Here is a 15,827-nt window from a genome sequence, read left to right on the forward strand (position 1 = left end):
GATCATGGCGACCAATAAGAAGAAACTCAGTCTCAAAGACAAGTACCAGTATCTGACGCGCGACATGGCCTGGGAACCCAGCTACCAGTCGAAAAAAGACATCTTCCCGCAGGAAGATTTCGAAGGCATCAAAATTACCGACTGGGACAAGTGGGAAGATCCCTTCCGCTTGACCATGGATGCTTACTGGAAATACCAGGCCGAAAAGGAAAAGAAGCTGTATGCGATCTTCGACGCCTTTGCACAGAACAACGGTCATCAGAATATCTCCGATGCCCGTTATGTGAATGCGCTCAAGCTGTTTTTGACCGGCGTGTCCCCGCTTGAGTATGGCGCCTTCCAGGGCTACTCAAGAGTCGGCCGGCAGTTCAGCGGCGCTGGTGCGCGTACTGCCTGTCAGATGCAAGCGATTGATGAGTTGCGCCACGTGCAGACGCAGATTCACGCGATGAGCCATTACAACAAGCACTTCAATGGTTTGCATGACTTTGCCCATATGCACGATCGCGTCTGGTTCCTTTCGGTGCCCAAATCGTTTTTCGATGATGCGCGCAGTGCAGGTCCGTTCGAATTTCTCACGGCGATCTCGTTTTCTTTCGAATACGTCCTGACCAATCTGTTGTTCGTGCCCTTTATGTCCGGCGCCGCTTACAACGGCGATATGGCCACAGTCACTTTCGGCTTCTCAGCTCAGTCCGATGAAGCCCGGCATATGACCCTGGGCCTGGAAGTGATCAAATTCATGCTTGAGCAGCATGAAGATAACGTGCCGATTATCCAGCACTGGATCGACAAATGGTTCTGGCGCGGTTATCGCCTGCTCAGCCTGGTCAGCATGATGATGGACTATATGTTGCCCAACAAGGTGATGTCCTGGAAGGACGCTTGGGAGGTGTACTACGAGCAGAACGGCGGGGCCTTGTTCAAGGACCTTGAGCGTTACGGTATTCGTCCTCCCAAATATCAGGACGAGGCAAACAAGGGTAAAGAGCACATCAGCCACCAGCTGTGGGCGACCTTCTACCAGTACAGCCAGGCTACCAACTTCCATACCTGGATTCCCAGTGAAGAAGAAATGAACTGGCTCTCGGAGCAGTACCCGGACACCTTCGATCAGTACTACCGTCCGCGCTTCGAGCATTGGCAGGCGCTGCAGGAGAAAGGTGAGCGTTTCTACAACAACACTTTGCCGCAACTGTGCCAGGTGTGCCAGGTGCCGGCTCTGTTCACCGAACCTGATGATCCGACCAAGCTGAGTCATCGCAGTCTGGAACATGAGGGTGAGCGTTATCACTTCTGCTCGGATGGCTGCTGCGACATCTTCAAATATGAGCCTGATAAATACATCCAGGCCTGGCTGCCGGTGCACCAGATCTACCAGGGCAATTGTGAAGGCGCAGACGTCGAGACGGTGGTGACCAAGTATTACCACATCGACGCTGGCCGGGACAATTTCGAGTATCTGGGTTCACCGGACCACAAGCGCTGGCAGGCGATCAAGGGGCAGAAACCTGCCGAGCCTCAGGCGAGCAAACCCAAGAACGCGGCCTGAACTCCGCCACCTGTGTCATCCGGCGGGGGCTGTACCTTCGCCGGATGAATTGGAACAAGAAGAGGTACGCATCATGAGCGTCAAAGCTATATCCGAATACATCACCCAGCCGAAGGACACGGTCGCCAACTTCAACGGTATGCAGGTTGTCTACGTGTACTGGGAAAAACATCTGATGTACGCGTCGCCCTTAGCCTTCCTCGTCGCCCCCGACATGACGCTGGAGGACTTCCTCGAAGACGTGTTGCGCCCAGCTATTGCGGCCCATCCAGACAGCGTCCGTCTGGATTTCAGCCAAGCGCAGTGGCAGCTCAATGGTCAGGCGTTTAATCCGGAACCGAGTGCGGAGCTGCTGGGGCAAGGTGTGGACCACAAGAGCATGCTCACGCTGAACACCCCCGGCCTGAACGGCATCAACGGCTGCGCCAGCTGAGGTCGAGCATATGAGCTACTCACTGACAATCGAGCCTATCGGCGAGCAGATTAACGTCGAAGAAGGCCAAACCATCCTGCAGGCCGCATTGCGCCAGGGTGTGTGGCTGCCCTTTGCCTGCGGGCATGGCACTTGTGCCACCTGCAAGATTCAGGTGGTCGAAGGCGATGTAGACATTGGCGACGCCTCACCCTTTGCGCTGATGGATGGCGAGCGTGACGAAGGCAAGGTACTGGCTTGCTGCGCGACGCTACAGAGTGATGCGGTCATTGAAGCCGATATTGATGTCGACGACGACTTCGAGGGTTACCCGGTCGAGGATTACGTAGCCACTGTGACGCGCATCGTCACGCTGTCTCCGACTATCAAGGGTGTGCATCTGAAGCTTGACCGGCCCATGACTTTCCAGGCCGGCCAGTACATCAACCTGGTCTTGCCTGGTATCGAAGGTAGCCGCGCGTTCTCACTGGCCAATCCACCCAGTCGTGCTGATGAGGTCGAACTGCATATCCGATTGGTTGAAGGTGGTGCTGCGACGACACATGTCCATCAGCAACTCAAAGCCGGAGATCAACTCAGTCTGTCCGGCCCTTATGGCCAATATTTCGTGCGCCGCTCGCAACCCGGTGATCTGATTTTTATCGCGGGCGGATCGGGTTTGTCGAGCCCGCAATCGATGATCCTTGACTTGCTGGAGCAAGGCGACACACGGCAGATGACCCTGTTCCAGGGCGCACGCAACCGCGCGGAGCTTTACAACCATGACCTGTTTCAGGGGTTGGCCGCCAAGCACAGCAATTTCACCTATGTCCCCGCGCTCAGTCAGGCGGAAAAGGATGATCAATGGGCAGGCTTTTGCGGTTACGTGCACGAGGCGGCCAGGGAACATTTTGGCGGTCGCTTTGCTGGCAACAAGGCCTACCTCTGCGGGCCGCCGCCGATGATCGACTCGGCCATCAGCGCATTGATGCAAGGCCGACTATTTGAACGCGATATTTTCATGGAACGCTTCTTCACAGCCGCCGACGGCGCCGAAGAAACGACCAGGTCGGCACTCTTCAAGAAAATCTGAAGGGGCCCGAAGAAATGCCTGCGGCGTCAGGTAACTGTCTGCGCTGCCGTGAACACGGCGGCCTGACCTGAACGTCAGATTAGGTAGAGCGAAACATTAACAGTCGAGAACAAAAAAATGACTGTGAACTATGAAATTACCGAGCGAGTCAGCGGCAGCCGTTTTAGCTGCGAACCTGAGCAGAGCGTGCTTAAAGCGATGGAGCAGCGGGCTAAACGCTGCGTCCCCGTCGGTTGTCGGGGTGGTGGTTGCGGCTTGTGCAAGGTTCAGGTGATCAGCGGCGAATATCACTGTGGGCCGATGAGCCGTAAACATGTGTCCGACGCTGCTCTTGCCTGCGGCGAAGCGCTGGCTTGCCGTCTTTACCCGCTGAGCGACTTGACGATTGAGTGCCGCACGCCCAAGGCCGCGGCCGAAATACAACAACAAATCCAATGAGGTGATAGTCATGAGAAAAGGTGTAATGCGCCCCGGTCACGTACAGCTTCGCGTCCTGGACATCGATGCTGCAGTTAAACACTACACGGAGTTGATGGGCCTGATCGAAATGGATCGCGACCCACAGGGCCGTGTGTACCTGAAAGCCTGGACCGAGGTCGATAAATATTCCTTGGTGTTACGCGCTGCCGAAGAGCCTGGCATGGACTTCATGGGATTCAAGTGCATTAGTGAGGAAGTACTGGATAACCTGCGCGCCGGCCTCGTTGCCTTCGGTTGCGAGGTGGAGGACATACCGGCGGGGGATCTGCAGGACTGTGGTCGCAGGGTGCGCTTCGTAGCGCCGACCGGGCATAACTTCGAGCTGTTTGCGAGTAAGAAACAGACCGGCAAATGGGGCGTCAATAACCGCAATCCGGAAGCCTGGCCCCGCGAGTTGGGTGGTATGCGAGCCACCCGCTTCGACCACTGCCTGCTGTACGGCCCGAATTTGGCGGAGACTTACGAGCTGTTCCGCGACGTGCTGGGGTTCGATCTGGCTGAACAGGTACTGACACCAGAGGGGAAGCGGGTAGCACAGTTTCTCACGGTGAGTACCAAGGCCCACGACGTGGCGTTTATCGAGCACCCCGAGCCGAAATTTCACCATGCGTCCTTCTATCTGGACAACTGGACTGACGTGCTCCGCGCGGCTGACCTGATTTCAATGACCGATACCTCGATAGATATAGGCCCGACTCGGCATGGTCTTACTCATGGGCAGACCATCTATTTCTTCGATCCATCGGGTAATCGTAACGAAGTGTTTGCCGGTGGCGACTACCACTATCCGGATCACGAGCCTGTGACCTGGGATGCCGAGTCATTGGGCAAAGCTATTTTCTATCACGACCGGGTTCTGAACGAGCGGTTCCTGACCGTACTGACCTGACTATTTCGTTTGTCACCAGGATTGCGCAGCTATGAAAGACATCAAACATTTTATTAACGGCGAGTACGTCGGGTCGGCCAGCGGCAAGACCTTCGATAACGTCAATCCGGCCAATGGCCGGGTGCTGAGCCGTGTACATGAAGCAGGGCGCGAGGAAGTCAATGCGGCAGTGAATGCCGCGCGAGCTGCTTTCAATGGACCTTGGGGGCGGATGACCGTCGACCAGCGCACTGAAATACTGCACAAAGTGGCAGACGGCATCAATGCTCGGTTTGAAGAGTTTCTCGATGCTGAATGTCAGGACACCGGCAAACCCAGATCATTGGCCAGCCATATCGACATTCCCCGTGGCGCCGCCAACTTCAAGGTGTTCGCCGATCTGATCAAGAATGTTCCTGCCGAGTCATTCGAGATGCCCACCCCCGATGGCACTGGCGCCTTGAATTATGGCATCCGTCGACCCAAAGGTGTGATTGGTGTTATCAGCCCATGGAATTTGCCGCTGTTGCTGATGACATGGAAGGTTGGTCCCGCATTGGCCTGTGGCAACACCGTGGTGGTCAAGCCTTCGGAAGAAACACCCACTACGACGGCGCTGCTCGGCGAAGTGATGAAAGCGGCTGGCGTTCCTGATGGGGTCTATAACGTGGTGCATGGTTTCGGTGGCAACTCCGCTGGCGCTTTCCTCACCGAACATCCGGATGTGGATGCATTCACTTTTACCGGTGAAACCGGTACTGGCGAAACCATCATGAAGGCTGCAGCTAAGGGTGTGCGTCAGGTCTCTCTGGAGTTGGGCGGCAAGAACGCCGGCATCGTGTTTGCCGATTGTGATATGGATAAAGCCATCGAAGGCACGCTGCGCTCGGTGTTCGCCAACTGCGGTCAGGTCTGTCTGGGCACTGAGCGTGTGTATGTCGAACGCTCTATTTTCGACGAGTTCGTCGCACGTCTGAAGGCCGGAGCGGAAAGTCTGGTGATCGGCCCGCCGGATGATGAAACCAGCAATTTCGGTCCGCTCATCAGTCTTAAGCACCGCGAGAAGGTCCTGTCTTACTACCAGAAAGCCATTGACGAGGGCGCCACTGTGATTACCGGTGGCGGCGTTCCCGACATGCCCGCCGAGCTGGCGCACGGTGCTTGGGTACAGCCGACAATCTGGACCGGGCTGAAGGATGATTCGCCGGTGGTGACTGAAGAGATCTTTGGCCCCTGCTGCCATATCCGCCCGTTTGACAGCGAGGCCGAAGCAGTCCAACTGGCCAACAGTCTGCCTTACGGCCTGGCGTCGGCAATCTGGACCGAGAACGTCACCCGCGCGCACCGCGTTGCGGCGCAAGTCGAAGCAGGCATTGTCTGGGTCAACAGCTGGTTTCTGCGTGACCTGCGCACCTCCTTTGGTGGTAGCAAGCAGTCCGGCATCGGTCGTGAAGGGGGTGTGCACTCGCTGGAGTTTTACACCGAACTTAAAAACATCTGCATAAAACTATGAGGCGGCCATGAACGCACCCCTGAATACCAATCCAACCAGCCCCGAACTGGGTCGTGAAATTCTCGCTGGCGGGTACCGCACTAACGTACACGACAACGGCCAGGGCTTCCCGGTGATGCTGATTCACGGCTCTGGCCCCGGCGTCACGGCCTGGGCTAATTGGCGGCTGATTATGCCGGAGCTAGCGCAACAGCGCCGTGTGATAGCACCTGACATGCTCGGTTTCGGTTACAGCGAACGCCCGGAATCGCCCAATTACTGTCGCGATACCTGGGTCGAACATGCCATCGGTGTGCTTGATGCGCTCGGCATTGAGCAGGCCGATGTGGTTGGCAACTCCTTCGGCGGCGGTATAGCGCTGGCGTTGGCAATCAAGTATCCCCAACGGGTACGACGGTTAGTGCTGATGGGTAGCGTCGGGGTCAGTTTTCCTATCACTAAAGGGCTTGACGAGGTGTGGGGCTACGAACCGTCTTTTGCTCTGATGCGCCGACTGATGAGTGTGTTCGCCTTTGACCGCAATCTGGTGACTGACGAGCTGGCCGAATTGCGTTACCAGGCCAGTATTCGACCCGGCTTTCAGGAGTCGTTTGCGCAAATGTTCCCCGCACCTCGCCAGCGCTGGGTAGATGGCTTGGCCAGTGACCCTGCGGCAATACAGGCTTTGCGCCATGAAACCTTGGTGATTCATGGCCGTGAAGACCTAGTCATTCCCCTTCAGGCTTCGCTGGATCTGGCCAACCTGATTGAGCGAGCACAGCTGCATGTCTTTGGCCAGTGCGGACACTGGACGCAGATTGAGCACGCCGGGCGCTTTGCGCGGCTGGTTAACGATTTTCTCACCGAAGCGGATAGCGCTTCAGGAGCGCACTGACAATGGAACAGCAACAGATCGAACAGCTCGGAGATGAGCTGTATCAGGCCATGAGCAAGCGCGAGATGGTCAGCCCCCTGACCAGTCGTGGTTTCGACATCAGCCTTGATGACGCCTACCACATTTCTTTGCGCATGCTGCAGCGCCGCCTTGACGCTGGTGAGCGGGTAATCGGCAAGAAAATCGGTGTTACCAGCAAAGCAGTGCAGAACATGCTGAACGTGCACCAGCCGGACTTCGGCTACCTGACCGATAGCATGGTTTACAACAGTGGTGAAGCAGTGCCCATCAGTGAGCGGCTCATTCAGCCTCGCGCCGAGGGCGAGATCGCTTTCATCCTGAAAAAAGATCTGACCGGTCCGGGTGTAACCAATGCTGACGTCCTGGCTGCCACCGAGTGCGTGATGCCTTGTTTCGAGATTGTCGATTCACGCATCCAGGATTGGAAGATCGCGATTGAAGACACCGTAGCGGATAACGCGTCTTGCGGCCTTTTTGTATTGGGCGACCAGGCGATTTCCCCGCGCAAGGTCGATCTGGTCACCTGCGGCATGGTGGTCGAAAAGAACGGCCAGGTTATCAGCACCGGCGCTGGCGCAGCGGCGCTGGGCTCGCCAGTCAATTGTGTGGCTTGGCTGGCGAACACCCTTGGCCGATTCGGCATTTCACTGAAAGCCGGAGAGGTCATCCTGTCAGGTTCTCTGGTTCCGCTTGAACCGGTCAAGGCCGGTGACTTCATGCGCGTGGATATCGGCGGCATGGGCAGCGCCAGTGTGAGATTCATTTGACCTGAATTCCAGGTCATTGGAACAGACAGCATTTCCCCTAGAGGGTAATACATCATGAGCAAGAAACTGAAAGCCGCGATCATCGGTTCAGGCAATATCGGTACCGATCTGATGATCAAGATTTTGCGTAACAGCCAGCATATCGCCATGGGCGCCATGGTCGGCATCGACCCGGAGTCCGATGGCCTGGCGCGCGCCATGCGCATGGGTGTGGCTACCACCCACGAAGGAGTGGATGGCCTGGTCAAGATGCCGGAATTCGCCGACATAGACTTCATTTTTGATGCCACCTCGGCCGGTGCCCACAGGCACAACGAGGTGCTTCTGCGCGGCCACAAGCCGGGTTTGCGGATCATCGACCTGACGCCGGCTGCCATCGGCCCTTACTGTGTGCCGGTAGTTAATCTGGAGCAGAACCTGCATGAAACCAACGTCAATATGGTCACCTGCGGTGGCCAGGCAACCATACCCATGGTCGCGGCGGTCTCGCGCGTAGCCAAGGTGCACTATGGCGAGATCGTCGCCTCGATCAGCAGCAAATCTGCGGGACCTGGCACCCGCGCTAATATCGACGAATTCACCGAAACCACTTCCAAGGCGATTGAGGTGATTGGTGGTGCAACACGTGGCAAGGCGATCATCATCATGAATCCTGCCGAGCCGCCACTGATCATGCGCGACACCGTGTATGTACTCAGCGAGTTGGCAGATCAGGCCGCAGTCGAGGCTTCTGTTGAAGAGATGGTCCAGGCGGTGAACAGCTACGTGCCGGGCTATCGGCTTAAGCAAAAAGTGCAGTTCGACATCATCCCCGAAGATCAGCCGCTGAACATTCCCGGCCTCGGCCATCTGAGTGGATTGAAAACCTCAATCTTCCTCGAAGTCGAAGGTGCCGCCCATTACCTGCCGGCCTACGCCGGTAACCTCGACATCATGACCTCCGCAGCGCTGGCGACCGCCGAGCGCATGGCGCAGTCGATGAATCAGGCCTGAGGAGGACAAGACCATGACATTCAATCCCGGCAAGAAACTTTATATTTCCGACGTGACCCTGCGTGACGGCAGCCATGCCATTCGTCACCAGTATTCGATCAAGAATGTGCAGGACATTGCTCGCGCGCTGGACAAGGCCAAAGTCGACTCCATCGAAGTCGCCCACGGTGATGGTCTGCAGGGCTCCAGTTTCAACTATGGCTTTGGCGCTCATACCGATCTGGAGTGGATCGAAGCCGTCGCTGAAGTTATCAGCCATGCCAAGATTGCCACGCTACTGCTGCCTGGGATCGGCACTATCCATGATCTGGATAACGCCTATCAGGCGGGCGCGCGCATTGTGCGTGTGGCCACCCACTGTACAGAGGCTGACGTATCCAAGCAGCATATCGAACACGCTCGGAAACTGGGTATGGACACCGTCGGTTTCCTGATGATGAGCCACATGCAAACTCCGCAGGGTCTCGCGCAACAGGCGAAGATGATGGAGGACTACGGCGCTACCTGCCTGTACGTGGTCGACTCCGGTGGGGCAATGAGCATGCAGGATATTCGTGATCGCTTTCGAGCCTTGAAAGATGTGCTCAAGCCTGAAACCCACACCGGTATGCACGCTCACCACAACCTCAGCCTGGGTGTGGCCAACTCCATCGTCGCGGTGGAAGAGGGCTGTGACCGTATCGACGCAAGCCTCGCAGGCATGGGCGCCGGCGCCGGCAATGCGCCTTTGGAGGTCTTCATTGCCGCCGCTGAGCGCCTGGGTTGGGAGCATGGCACCGATCTGTATACGCTGATGGATGCGGCTGACGACATCGTTCGCCCCCTGCAGGACCGGCCGGTGCGGGTTGACCGCGAAACCCTGGCGCTGGGTTATGCCGGGGTTTACTCCAGCTTCCTGCGCCACTCTGAAGTAGCCGCACAAAAGTACGGCCTCAAGGCCGTGGATATTCTCGTCGAGCTGGGCAAACGCCGCATGGTCGGTGGCCAGGAGGACATGATCGTCGACGTGGCGCTGGACCTGCTGGCCGCCCGCAAGGAGCAAACAGCATGAGTGAACAACAACGTACCCTGACCCGTGATCAGGTGCTGGCACTGGCCGAGCATGTGGAAAGCGCCGAGCTGAACCGCCAGGACATCACCAAGGTCACCAATGACTACCCAGACATGACCTTTGCCGATGCCTACGACGTGCAATGGGAAATTCGCCGCCGCAAGGAGTCCCGTGGCAACCGCATAGTGGGCATGAAAATGGGCCTGACATCCTGGGCGAAAATGGCTCAGATGGGCGTTGAAACACCGATCTATGGTTTTCTGGCCGATTATTTCAGCGTACCGGACGGCGGGGTGGTGAATACCGCAGAGCTGATCCATCCGAAGATCGAAGCCGAGATCTCTTTTGTGACCAAAGCTCCGCTTAAAGGGCCCGGTTGTCATATTGGCGATGTGCTGGCGGCGACCGATTTTGTGGTGCCGACCGTCGAGGTGATCGATTCGCGCTACGAGAACTTCAAGTTTGATCTTATCAGCGTGGTGGCCGATAACGCCTCTTCTACGCGATTCATTACTGGTGGCCAGATGGCCAGTGTCGAAGATGTTGATCTGAAGAATTTTGGTGTTGTGGTTGAAAAGAACGGTGAAGTGGTAGATGTCGGTGCGGGCGCTGCGGTTCTCGGCCACCCGGCCTCAAGCGTGGCCATGTTGGCCAATCTGCTGGCCGAACGTGGCGAACATATCCCGGCCGGCACATTCATCATGACCGGCGGCATTACTGCGGCGATATCGGTACAGGCGGGTGACAATATCATCGTGCGCTATCAAGGACTGGGCAGCGTGTCGGCCCGCTTTATCTGAGGAATTCAGCATGCCAATTGCACAACTACATATTCTCGAAGGACGCAGTGACGAACAGAAGGAAAGACTGATCCGTGAGGTTAGCGAAGCGATCGCTCGTGCGCTGGATGCTCCGATGCCCAGCATCCGGGTAATCATCAGCGAAATGCCCAGAACACATTTTGGAATTGGGGGCGAACCAGCAAGCAAGGTCAAGCGCTGATGGATGGGGTGGGTGTGCAGCAGAGGGCAGCGCCTACGCGCTTGCCGTCTCTGTATCTATCCTGCCGCGACGGTCTGACCGAAACATCAAGCAGACTTCTGCTTATTGATCGGCTGATCGAGCCGGACAGCCACATAGAAGGGGTGGTTTTCATTACCGCATGCGCAGGCCTTGCTCAGCCACAACTGTGCGGTGGAAGCGTCGGCGAGCTAGGGACGCAGCTGTCGGCGCTGCTGTTTGAACTGGGCTATTCGTTGCCGACCAAAGCTGGAGCGGAGAAAATTGAGGCCCTAACGTCAATGCTGTTTGATTCCTCTCCAGTTGAATGCATGGAAATACGGCTGGGGACAGATATGAGTGTTCGGCAGTGTCGAGAGCTGGGCCAGGCTCTGCAATCATGGCGTGCGCGTAGGGTATTGATGATATGTCTGGATGAGATCCCGGTAGATGCCGAACCGGGTAGCTACCGCAGTCCACATGACCCTTATTGGCGTAATCTGATGAGCCGCTGGGTGGATGAGCAACAGTGGTTCGAAGCACTATCCGACACAACGTGGCAAGCCCGTCCAGGTACCCAGCAGCGCACATTGGGTGACGCTACGCTGTGTCTGTTACATGCGGCTTTTGGGCTAGGCGGTTCGCAAATGCCGGAGCGGTTGTTCGGCTTCGATCTGGATGATGATCAGCGAACACTGTCCGGTTATGGCTGGATGAACTGACGCACCTCAATTTTGTTTGAAGCTGACCACAGGCTTCAGTGGCGCTGGCCGGTAGCCGTATCATCTTATTGCGGGGCACAAAAAGTAACGGTTGTTTTCCTAAGCAATCTTACGGCTACCCACGATGCAGGATAAGGTAGGTTTATTTGCAAGGTCGTATCGGCCTTGCAAATACACCTACCCGTGAGGAGAGTAAGTGTTCGCATTTATCCCCAGGCAGAAGCGCCCTTTGCAGGGCATTTTGGCTAGCTTGATGCTAATGCTGTTCTGCATCTGCGCTCACGCGTCAGAGAATCTGCACGACGAAACCTTGAGTAAGATCCTCGACCAGGCGCAGACATTGGAGCCCCTGGAAACAGTAGTTATCTCCCACAACGGCTCAATCGTGGCCGAACGTGGCTATAGTGGGCATACCACCACCCAGCCAACCAACATCAAGTCGGCTTCAAAACTGGTGATGTCGGCGCTAGTCGGCATTGCGATTGACAAGGGCGTTCTACAAGGTGCCGATCAGCAAATTGCCCCTTTGCTAGCGCGTGATTTGCCGGCGGAGCCGGACCCTCGTTTGCAAAAGGTGACCATTGGTGACCTGCTAACGATGCAAGCAGGACTGGGCTCGACGTCGGGAGCAAACTATGGGGCTTGGGTGACCAGTTCCAATTGGGTACGTGCTGCATTGGCTCGACCTTTTGAGGACGAACCAGGCGGCCGGATGATCTATTCCACTGGCTCAACTCATTTATTATCCGCGATTCTGTCGCGCCAGACAGAACGCACTACCTTGCAGCTCGCGCGTGACTGGCTCGGTCCGCTTGAGGCGTTTTCGATTACCTCCTGGGAGCGTGACCCTCAGGGCACTTATATGGGCGGAAACCAGATGGCCATGAGTCCGCGATCCTTGCTTGCATTTGGCGAGTTGTATCGCAATGGCGGGGTTACGGCTGAAGGGGGGCGCCTGATCTCTGAAGCTTGGATCCGATCATCATGGCAGCGTCATACCCAATCGCGGTGGACCGGGCATGGTCATGGATATGCCTGGTTTCTGACCAGAATTGCCGATCAGGACGTACGCTACGGCTGGGGATATGGAGGGCAGATGCTGTATGTGGTGCCTGACCTGGGGCTGACGGTGGTCATGACCTCGGATGAAAGTGGTTCGGCAGCGCGCAGCGGGCATCGAAATGACCTTCATCGCCTTCTTGCAAAAATCATCGGCAATTTGACCGAGCGCACCTAGTCGCCAGATCATCTAGGTCAGTAGCCACCATTTTGAGCGCCATCGTGGGGCATTATGTGGGCATAATGTTCGATTATGGTGCCTTTGTTGGCGAACGTGATTTTCTTCTGCGGCATTCCGATGCTTTTGTGTACAATTCCGCTTTATTACCCCTCTTGCCCTCGTCGTTGCTACTTCGCGTGCATCTGCTTTGCAGTGGTTAAGGAGAATCATGTTCGTTTTCAAGCCAGTACTGGCACTCATGTCCCGGGCTCGCTATGCCCAGAAATTCCTCATCATTCTTGTGGTATTCATGGTGCCCTTCTGCATGTTGTCAGCGGGTAAGCTTGGCGATTTGAACGATGACCTGAACGAAGCCGAGGCTGAACTGCAAGGTGTGGCGATAATTGCAGATTATCTGGGCGTTTATCAGTTGGCCCTGGAGGTTGCGACCGTCAACGTTGTACGTGGAGCTCGAGATGAGCCTGACCTGCAAAGCGAATTGTCTGAGCGGGTTGAAGCTTATGAGCAGCGGGCGCTCGCCTTGAATGCTCGGCTTGAGGAGCTTGGTCTGGGCGATCAGCAGGCTCAGATGCCTGCCGACCAGAATGCGAAGCCTGTAGCTGAGCAAGGGGCTTCGCTGGACACACTTTTTATCAATGAGATGCCGCCTGTTGAGGCGCAGCAGGCCGCGATCAAGGCCATCGCCGCCCAATCACGGCTCAGCCAGGATAGCGATCCCGTGGTTTATCGAGAGGTCGATCTGCTCATCAATCACGTGCTCCCGTTTCAGCAGACATTCGCCCAGACTCAGGCCTACAGCGCGTACATGATGGCATTTGGATTTCTGGAGTCTTCCTCAAGACCTTCTGTGCTGAACCTTGCCAGCCAGATTGAACGGCTAGTGGAAGCGGCTTCCCATCAGGGCGGGCAAGCGGCGAGCGGCGCTGGTGCTACTCTGGCCGAAGCGGGGGCGGCACTGGGTGAGCTGTACAAGACCAAGACACTGGATATTTACACCCAGGCCTGGTTTTCCGATCTGGATTCCACCGTTAACTGGATGAGTAGCATCAACGCTTATCAGCCCGCCGAGCAGCTGCTTGAGGCGGCCACTCAAGAGACGCTCCGGCAACTCGAAAGCCGGCTGGCTGAACGTGTGCAGGCGAGGCAGACCAGCCTCTGGTTATGGTCGGCTGGATTGTTGCTGGCGGTGCTGGTAATCCTTTATCTGTTTACCGGCTTTTACCTGTCTGTGCATGGCGCGATTAGCGATATTGTGGGCGCTACCCGGCGGATGGCCGGTGGCGATATGCGCGGTGACGTGATCACCAGCGCCAAGGATGAGCTGGGCGACCTTGCGCTGGATTTCAATCGAATGCAGAACCAGATGCGCCAGTTGATCAGCGAGGTGGCCAGTGTTTCCAGCGCTACCTCTCAGCGTGCGGATAGCGTCACCAGCAGTGCCGACGCGAGCCAGCGCAGTATCAGCCAGCAGACCGCCGAGCTTGAGTTGATCGCCAGCTCCATGAGTGAGCTGGTCAACAGTGTGCATGAGGTTAGCCGCAGCTCGCACACCTCAGCCCAGCGCGCGACCGGTGTCGGCGATCAATGCAAGGAAGGCAGCGTGCAGATTGGGCGCGCTGTAAAACAGATTAACCAGTTCTATCGGGAAATGGATAACTCACTGGAAGGTATAGCCGCAGTGAAGGTCGAGAGCCAGTCGATCGACAAGGCGGTGTCCGTTATCCAGAGCATCGCCGATCAAACCAACCTTCTGGCTCTCAATGCGGCTATCGAAGCCGCTAGAGCGGGGGAGCAAGGGCGTGGTTTTGCGGTGGTGGCCGATGAAGTCAGAAATCTCGCCCAGCGCTCAAAGACGCTCACCGATGAAATCTACGGCACGATCGCGCGTTTGCAGCAACAGGTCGACAGTACGGTCAAAACCATCCAGTCCAGCCATACCAGCGCGACAGCGACCGTGAAGGAAGTGAGCCTGGCAGCCAATATCTTTGAATCCATTACGGGCAGCATGGGCGAGATTGTAGACCACAGCACACAGATTGCTTCCGCCGCCGAACAACAGGCGGCCGTAGTAGAAAGCGTTGAACGCAACACCCTCGCGATCAAGGCATTGAGTGAAGTTAACGCCGATGAAGCAGGACGCACCTTGAGTGCCAGCAGCGAAGTGGCAGATATGACCCGGAAGCTGAATGGCATGATCGGTAATTTCAGGGTCTGATCTACGGTTGGCAATTCTGATTTCGCGATTAATCTGCCCGGTTGGGCTGATTGCCGTTATTTCTGTGGCGCATATCTAGCGCTGATCTGTATCTGTGCGCCGCCGCTGAGTCTGACTAGCATAGTCACAATAACTCACCCTCGGAGTAGCGGCACATGCCTTCTTCATTCTCGTTTCAACAGGTCGATGTATTTGCTGAAAAGCCTCTGCAAGGCAACGCGTTGGCTGTAGTCAGTAACGCCGACGCGTTGACTGAGGATCAGATGGCCGCATTCGCGCGCTGGACCAACCTCAGCGAAACCACTTTTCTGCTGCGTCCAACCTTGCCAGATGCCGATTACCGCGTGCGTATTTTCACCCCTCAGCGAGAGCTGCCTTTTGCCGGGCATCCCACGTTGGGCAGCTGCCATGTATGGCTGGACAACGGCGGCGTGCCGCAGGCCAAGGAAATCGTGCAGGAGTGTGGCGCGGGCCTGGTACGCATCCGCCGTGACGGCGCCCGCCTGGCTTTCGCCGCGCCCCCTATGGTACGCAGCGGCAAGGTGGACGACGCAACACTTGCACGGGTATCTCATGGGCTGGGCATCTCGCTGGAGAGTGTGCTGGACAGTAACTGGGTGGACAACGGCCCGGGCTGGGTCGCCGTACTGCTTTCATCGCGTGAAGACGCGCTCGCCATCCGTGCGGATTACTCCGCGCTCAAAGGCTTGAATGTCGGCGTGGTGGCTCCTTGGACAGGTGCTGGCGCTGAAGCTGATGTGGAAGTGCGCGCCTTCATCGGTGACGAATACACCGAAGACCCGGTCACCGGCAGCCTGAATGCCAGCCTCGCGCAGTGGTTGATAGCTGCCGGCAAGCTGCCACAGCGCTACGTTTCCAGTCAGGGCACGGTTATTGGGCGGCGGGGCAGGGTGCATATCGAGAAAGTGGGTGATGATGTCTGGGTAGGTGGGGAAGTGCAGCGTTGTGTGGCTGGGGAGGTTTGGTTTTAATCTCGTTGAACCGGTCCGACTCGTTGCACTTGGAA

At 56.7% G+C, this 15,827-nt stretch carries 16 protein-coding genes; all 16 read left to right on the top strand.

Annotated features, from left to right (window positions below; translation table 11 throughout):
• The first annotated feature begins 4 nt into the window (after positions 1-4).
• Positions 5-1,552, top strand: coding sequence for an aromatic/alkene/methane monooxygenase hydroxylase/oxygenase subunit alpha (locus DT594_RS02235; protein ID WP_149331175.1), 1,548 nt, complete (start codon positions 5-7; stop codon positions 1,550-1,552).
• 73 nt (positions 1,553-1,625) lie between these two features.
• Positions 1,626-1,985, top strand: coding sequence for a phenol hydroxylase subunit P4 (locus tag DT594_RS02240; protein WP_149331176.1), 360 nt, complete (start codon positions 1,626-1,628; stop codon positions 1,983-1,985).
• 10 nt (positions 1,986-1,995) lie between these two features.
• A complete protein-coding gene (locus DT594_RS02245) occupies positions 1,996-3,057 on the top strand; it encodes an NADH:ubiquinone reductase (Na(+)-transporting) subunit F (RefSeq protein ID WP_149331177.1) in 1,062 nt (353 codons plus the stop codon).
• A 117-nt stretch (positions 3,058-3,174) separates the two neighbouring features.
• On the top strand, positions 3,175-3,495 hold the full coding sequence (locus DT594_RS02250; protein ID WP_149331178.1) for a 2Fe-2S iron-sulfur cluster-binding protein: 321 nt from the start codon (positions 3,175-3,177) through the stop codon (positions 3,493-3,495).
• 10 nt (positions 3,496-3,505) lie between these two features.
• Positions 3,506-4,426 (top strand): catechol 2,3-dioxygenase, encoded by a 921-nt coding sequence (locus tag DT594_RS02255; RefSeq protein WP_096346407.1) that lies wholly within the window; start codon positions 3,506-3,508, stop codon positions 4,424-4,426.
• Positions 4,427-4,457: 31 nt separating this feature from the next.
• On the top strand, positions 4,458-5,918 hold the full coding sequence (locus DT594_RS02260) for a 2-hydroxymuconic semialdehyde dehydrogenase (protein WP_149331179.1): 1,461 nt from the start codon (positions 4,458-4,460) through the stop codon (positions 5,916-5,918).
• Positions 5,919-5,925: 7 nt separating this feature from the next.
• Positions 5,926-6,792, top strand: coding sequence for an alpha/beta fold hydrolase (locus DT594_RS02265; protein ID WP_149331180.1), 867 nt, complete (start codon positions 5,926-5,928; stop codon positions 6,790-6,792).
• 2 nt (positions 6,793-6,794) lie between these two features.
• Positions 6,795-7,580 carry a 2-oxopent-4-enoate hydratase gene (gene dmpE / locus DT594_RS02270; protein WP_149331181.1) on the top strand — a complete coding sequence of 262 codons (786 nt, stop codon included), beginning with the start codon at positions 6,795-6,797 and terminating at the stop codon, positions 7,578-7,580.
• A 54-nt stretch (positions 7,581-7,634) separates the two neighbouring features.
• Complete coding sequence (locus DT594_RS02275; RefSeq protein WP_149331182.1) at positions 7,635-8,573, top strand: acetaldehyde dehydrogenase (acetylating); 939 nt, start codon at positions 7,635-7,637, stop codon at positions 8,571-8,573.
• Positions 8,574-8,586: 13 nt separating this feature from the next.
• A complete protein-coding gene (dmpG, locus tag DT594_RS02280) occupies positions 8,587-9,624 on the top strand; it encodes a 4-hydroxy-2-oxovalerate aldolase (protein WP_096347358.1) in 1,038 nt (345 codons plus the stop codon).
• On the top strand, positions 9,621-10,424 hold the full coding sequence (gene dmpH, locus DT594_RS02285; protein ID WP_149331183.1) for a 2-oxo-3-hexenedioate decarboxylase: 804 nt from the start codon (positions 9,621-9,623) through the stop codon (positions 10,422-10,424). Before dmpG ends, dmpH begins: the two co-directional genes overlap by 4 nt.
• A 10-nt stretch (positions 10,425-10,434) precedes the next feature.
• The gene (locus tag DT594_RS02290) at positions 10,435-10,626 is read left to right on the top strand and encodes a 2-hydroxymuconate tautomerase (RefSeq protein ID WP_096347360.1); all 192 of its coding nucleotides are present in this window, start codon (positions 10,435-10,437) and stop codon (positions 10,624-10,626) included.
• 353 nt (positions 10,627-10,979) lie between these two features.
• Positions 10,980-11,345 carry a hypothetical protein gene (locus DT594_RS02295; protein WP_149331184.1) on the top strand — a complete coding sequence of 122 codons (366 nt, stop codon included), beginning with the start codon at positions 10,980-10,982 and terminating at the stop codon, positions 11,343-11,345.
• 196 nt (positions 11,346-11,541) lie between these two features.
• Positions 11,542-12,582 (top strand): serine hydrolase domain-containing protein, encoded by a 1,041-nt coding sequence (locus tag DT594_RS02300; RefSeq protein ID WP_246164530.1) that lies wholly within the window; start codon positions 11,542-11,544, stop codon positions 12,580-12,582.
• Between the two features lie 211 nt (positions 12,583-12,793).
• Positions 12,794-14,800 carry a methyl-accepting chemotaxis protein gene (locus tag DT594_RS02305; protein ID WP_149331185.1) on the top strand — a complete coding sequence of 669 codons (2,007 nt, stop codon included), beginning with the start codon at positions 12,794-12,796 and terminating at the stop codon, positions 14,798-14,800.
• 155 nt (positions 14,801-14,955) lie between these two features.
• Positions 14,956-15,792: a PhzF family phenazine biosynthesis protein gene (locus tag DT594_RS02310; protein WP_149331186.1), complete on the top strand. Its 837-nt coding sequence runs from the start codon at positions 14,956-14,958 to the stop codon at positions 15,790-15,792.
• Positions 15,793-15,827 lie beyond the last annotated feature (35 nt).

The organism is Halopseudomonas laoshanensis (genome assembly GCF_008365385.1).
Lineage (GTDB): Bacteria > Pseudomonadota > Gammaproteobacteria > Pseudomonadales > Pseudomonadaceae > Halopseudomonas > Halopseudomonas laoshanensis.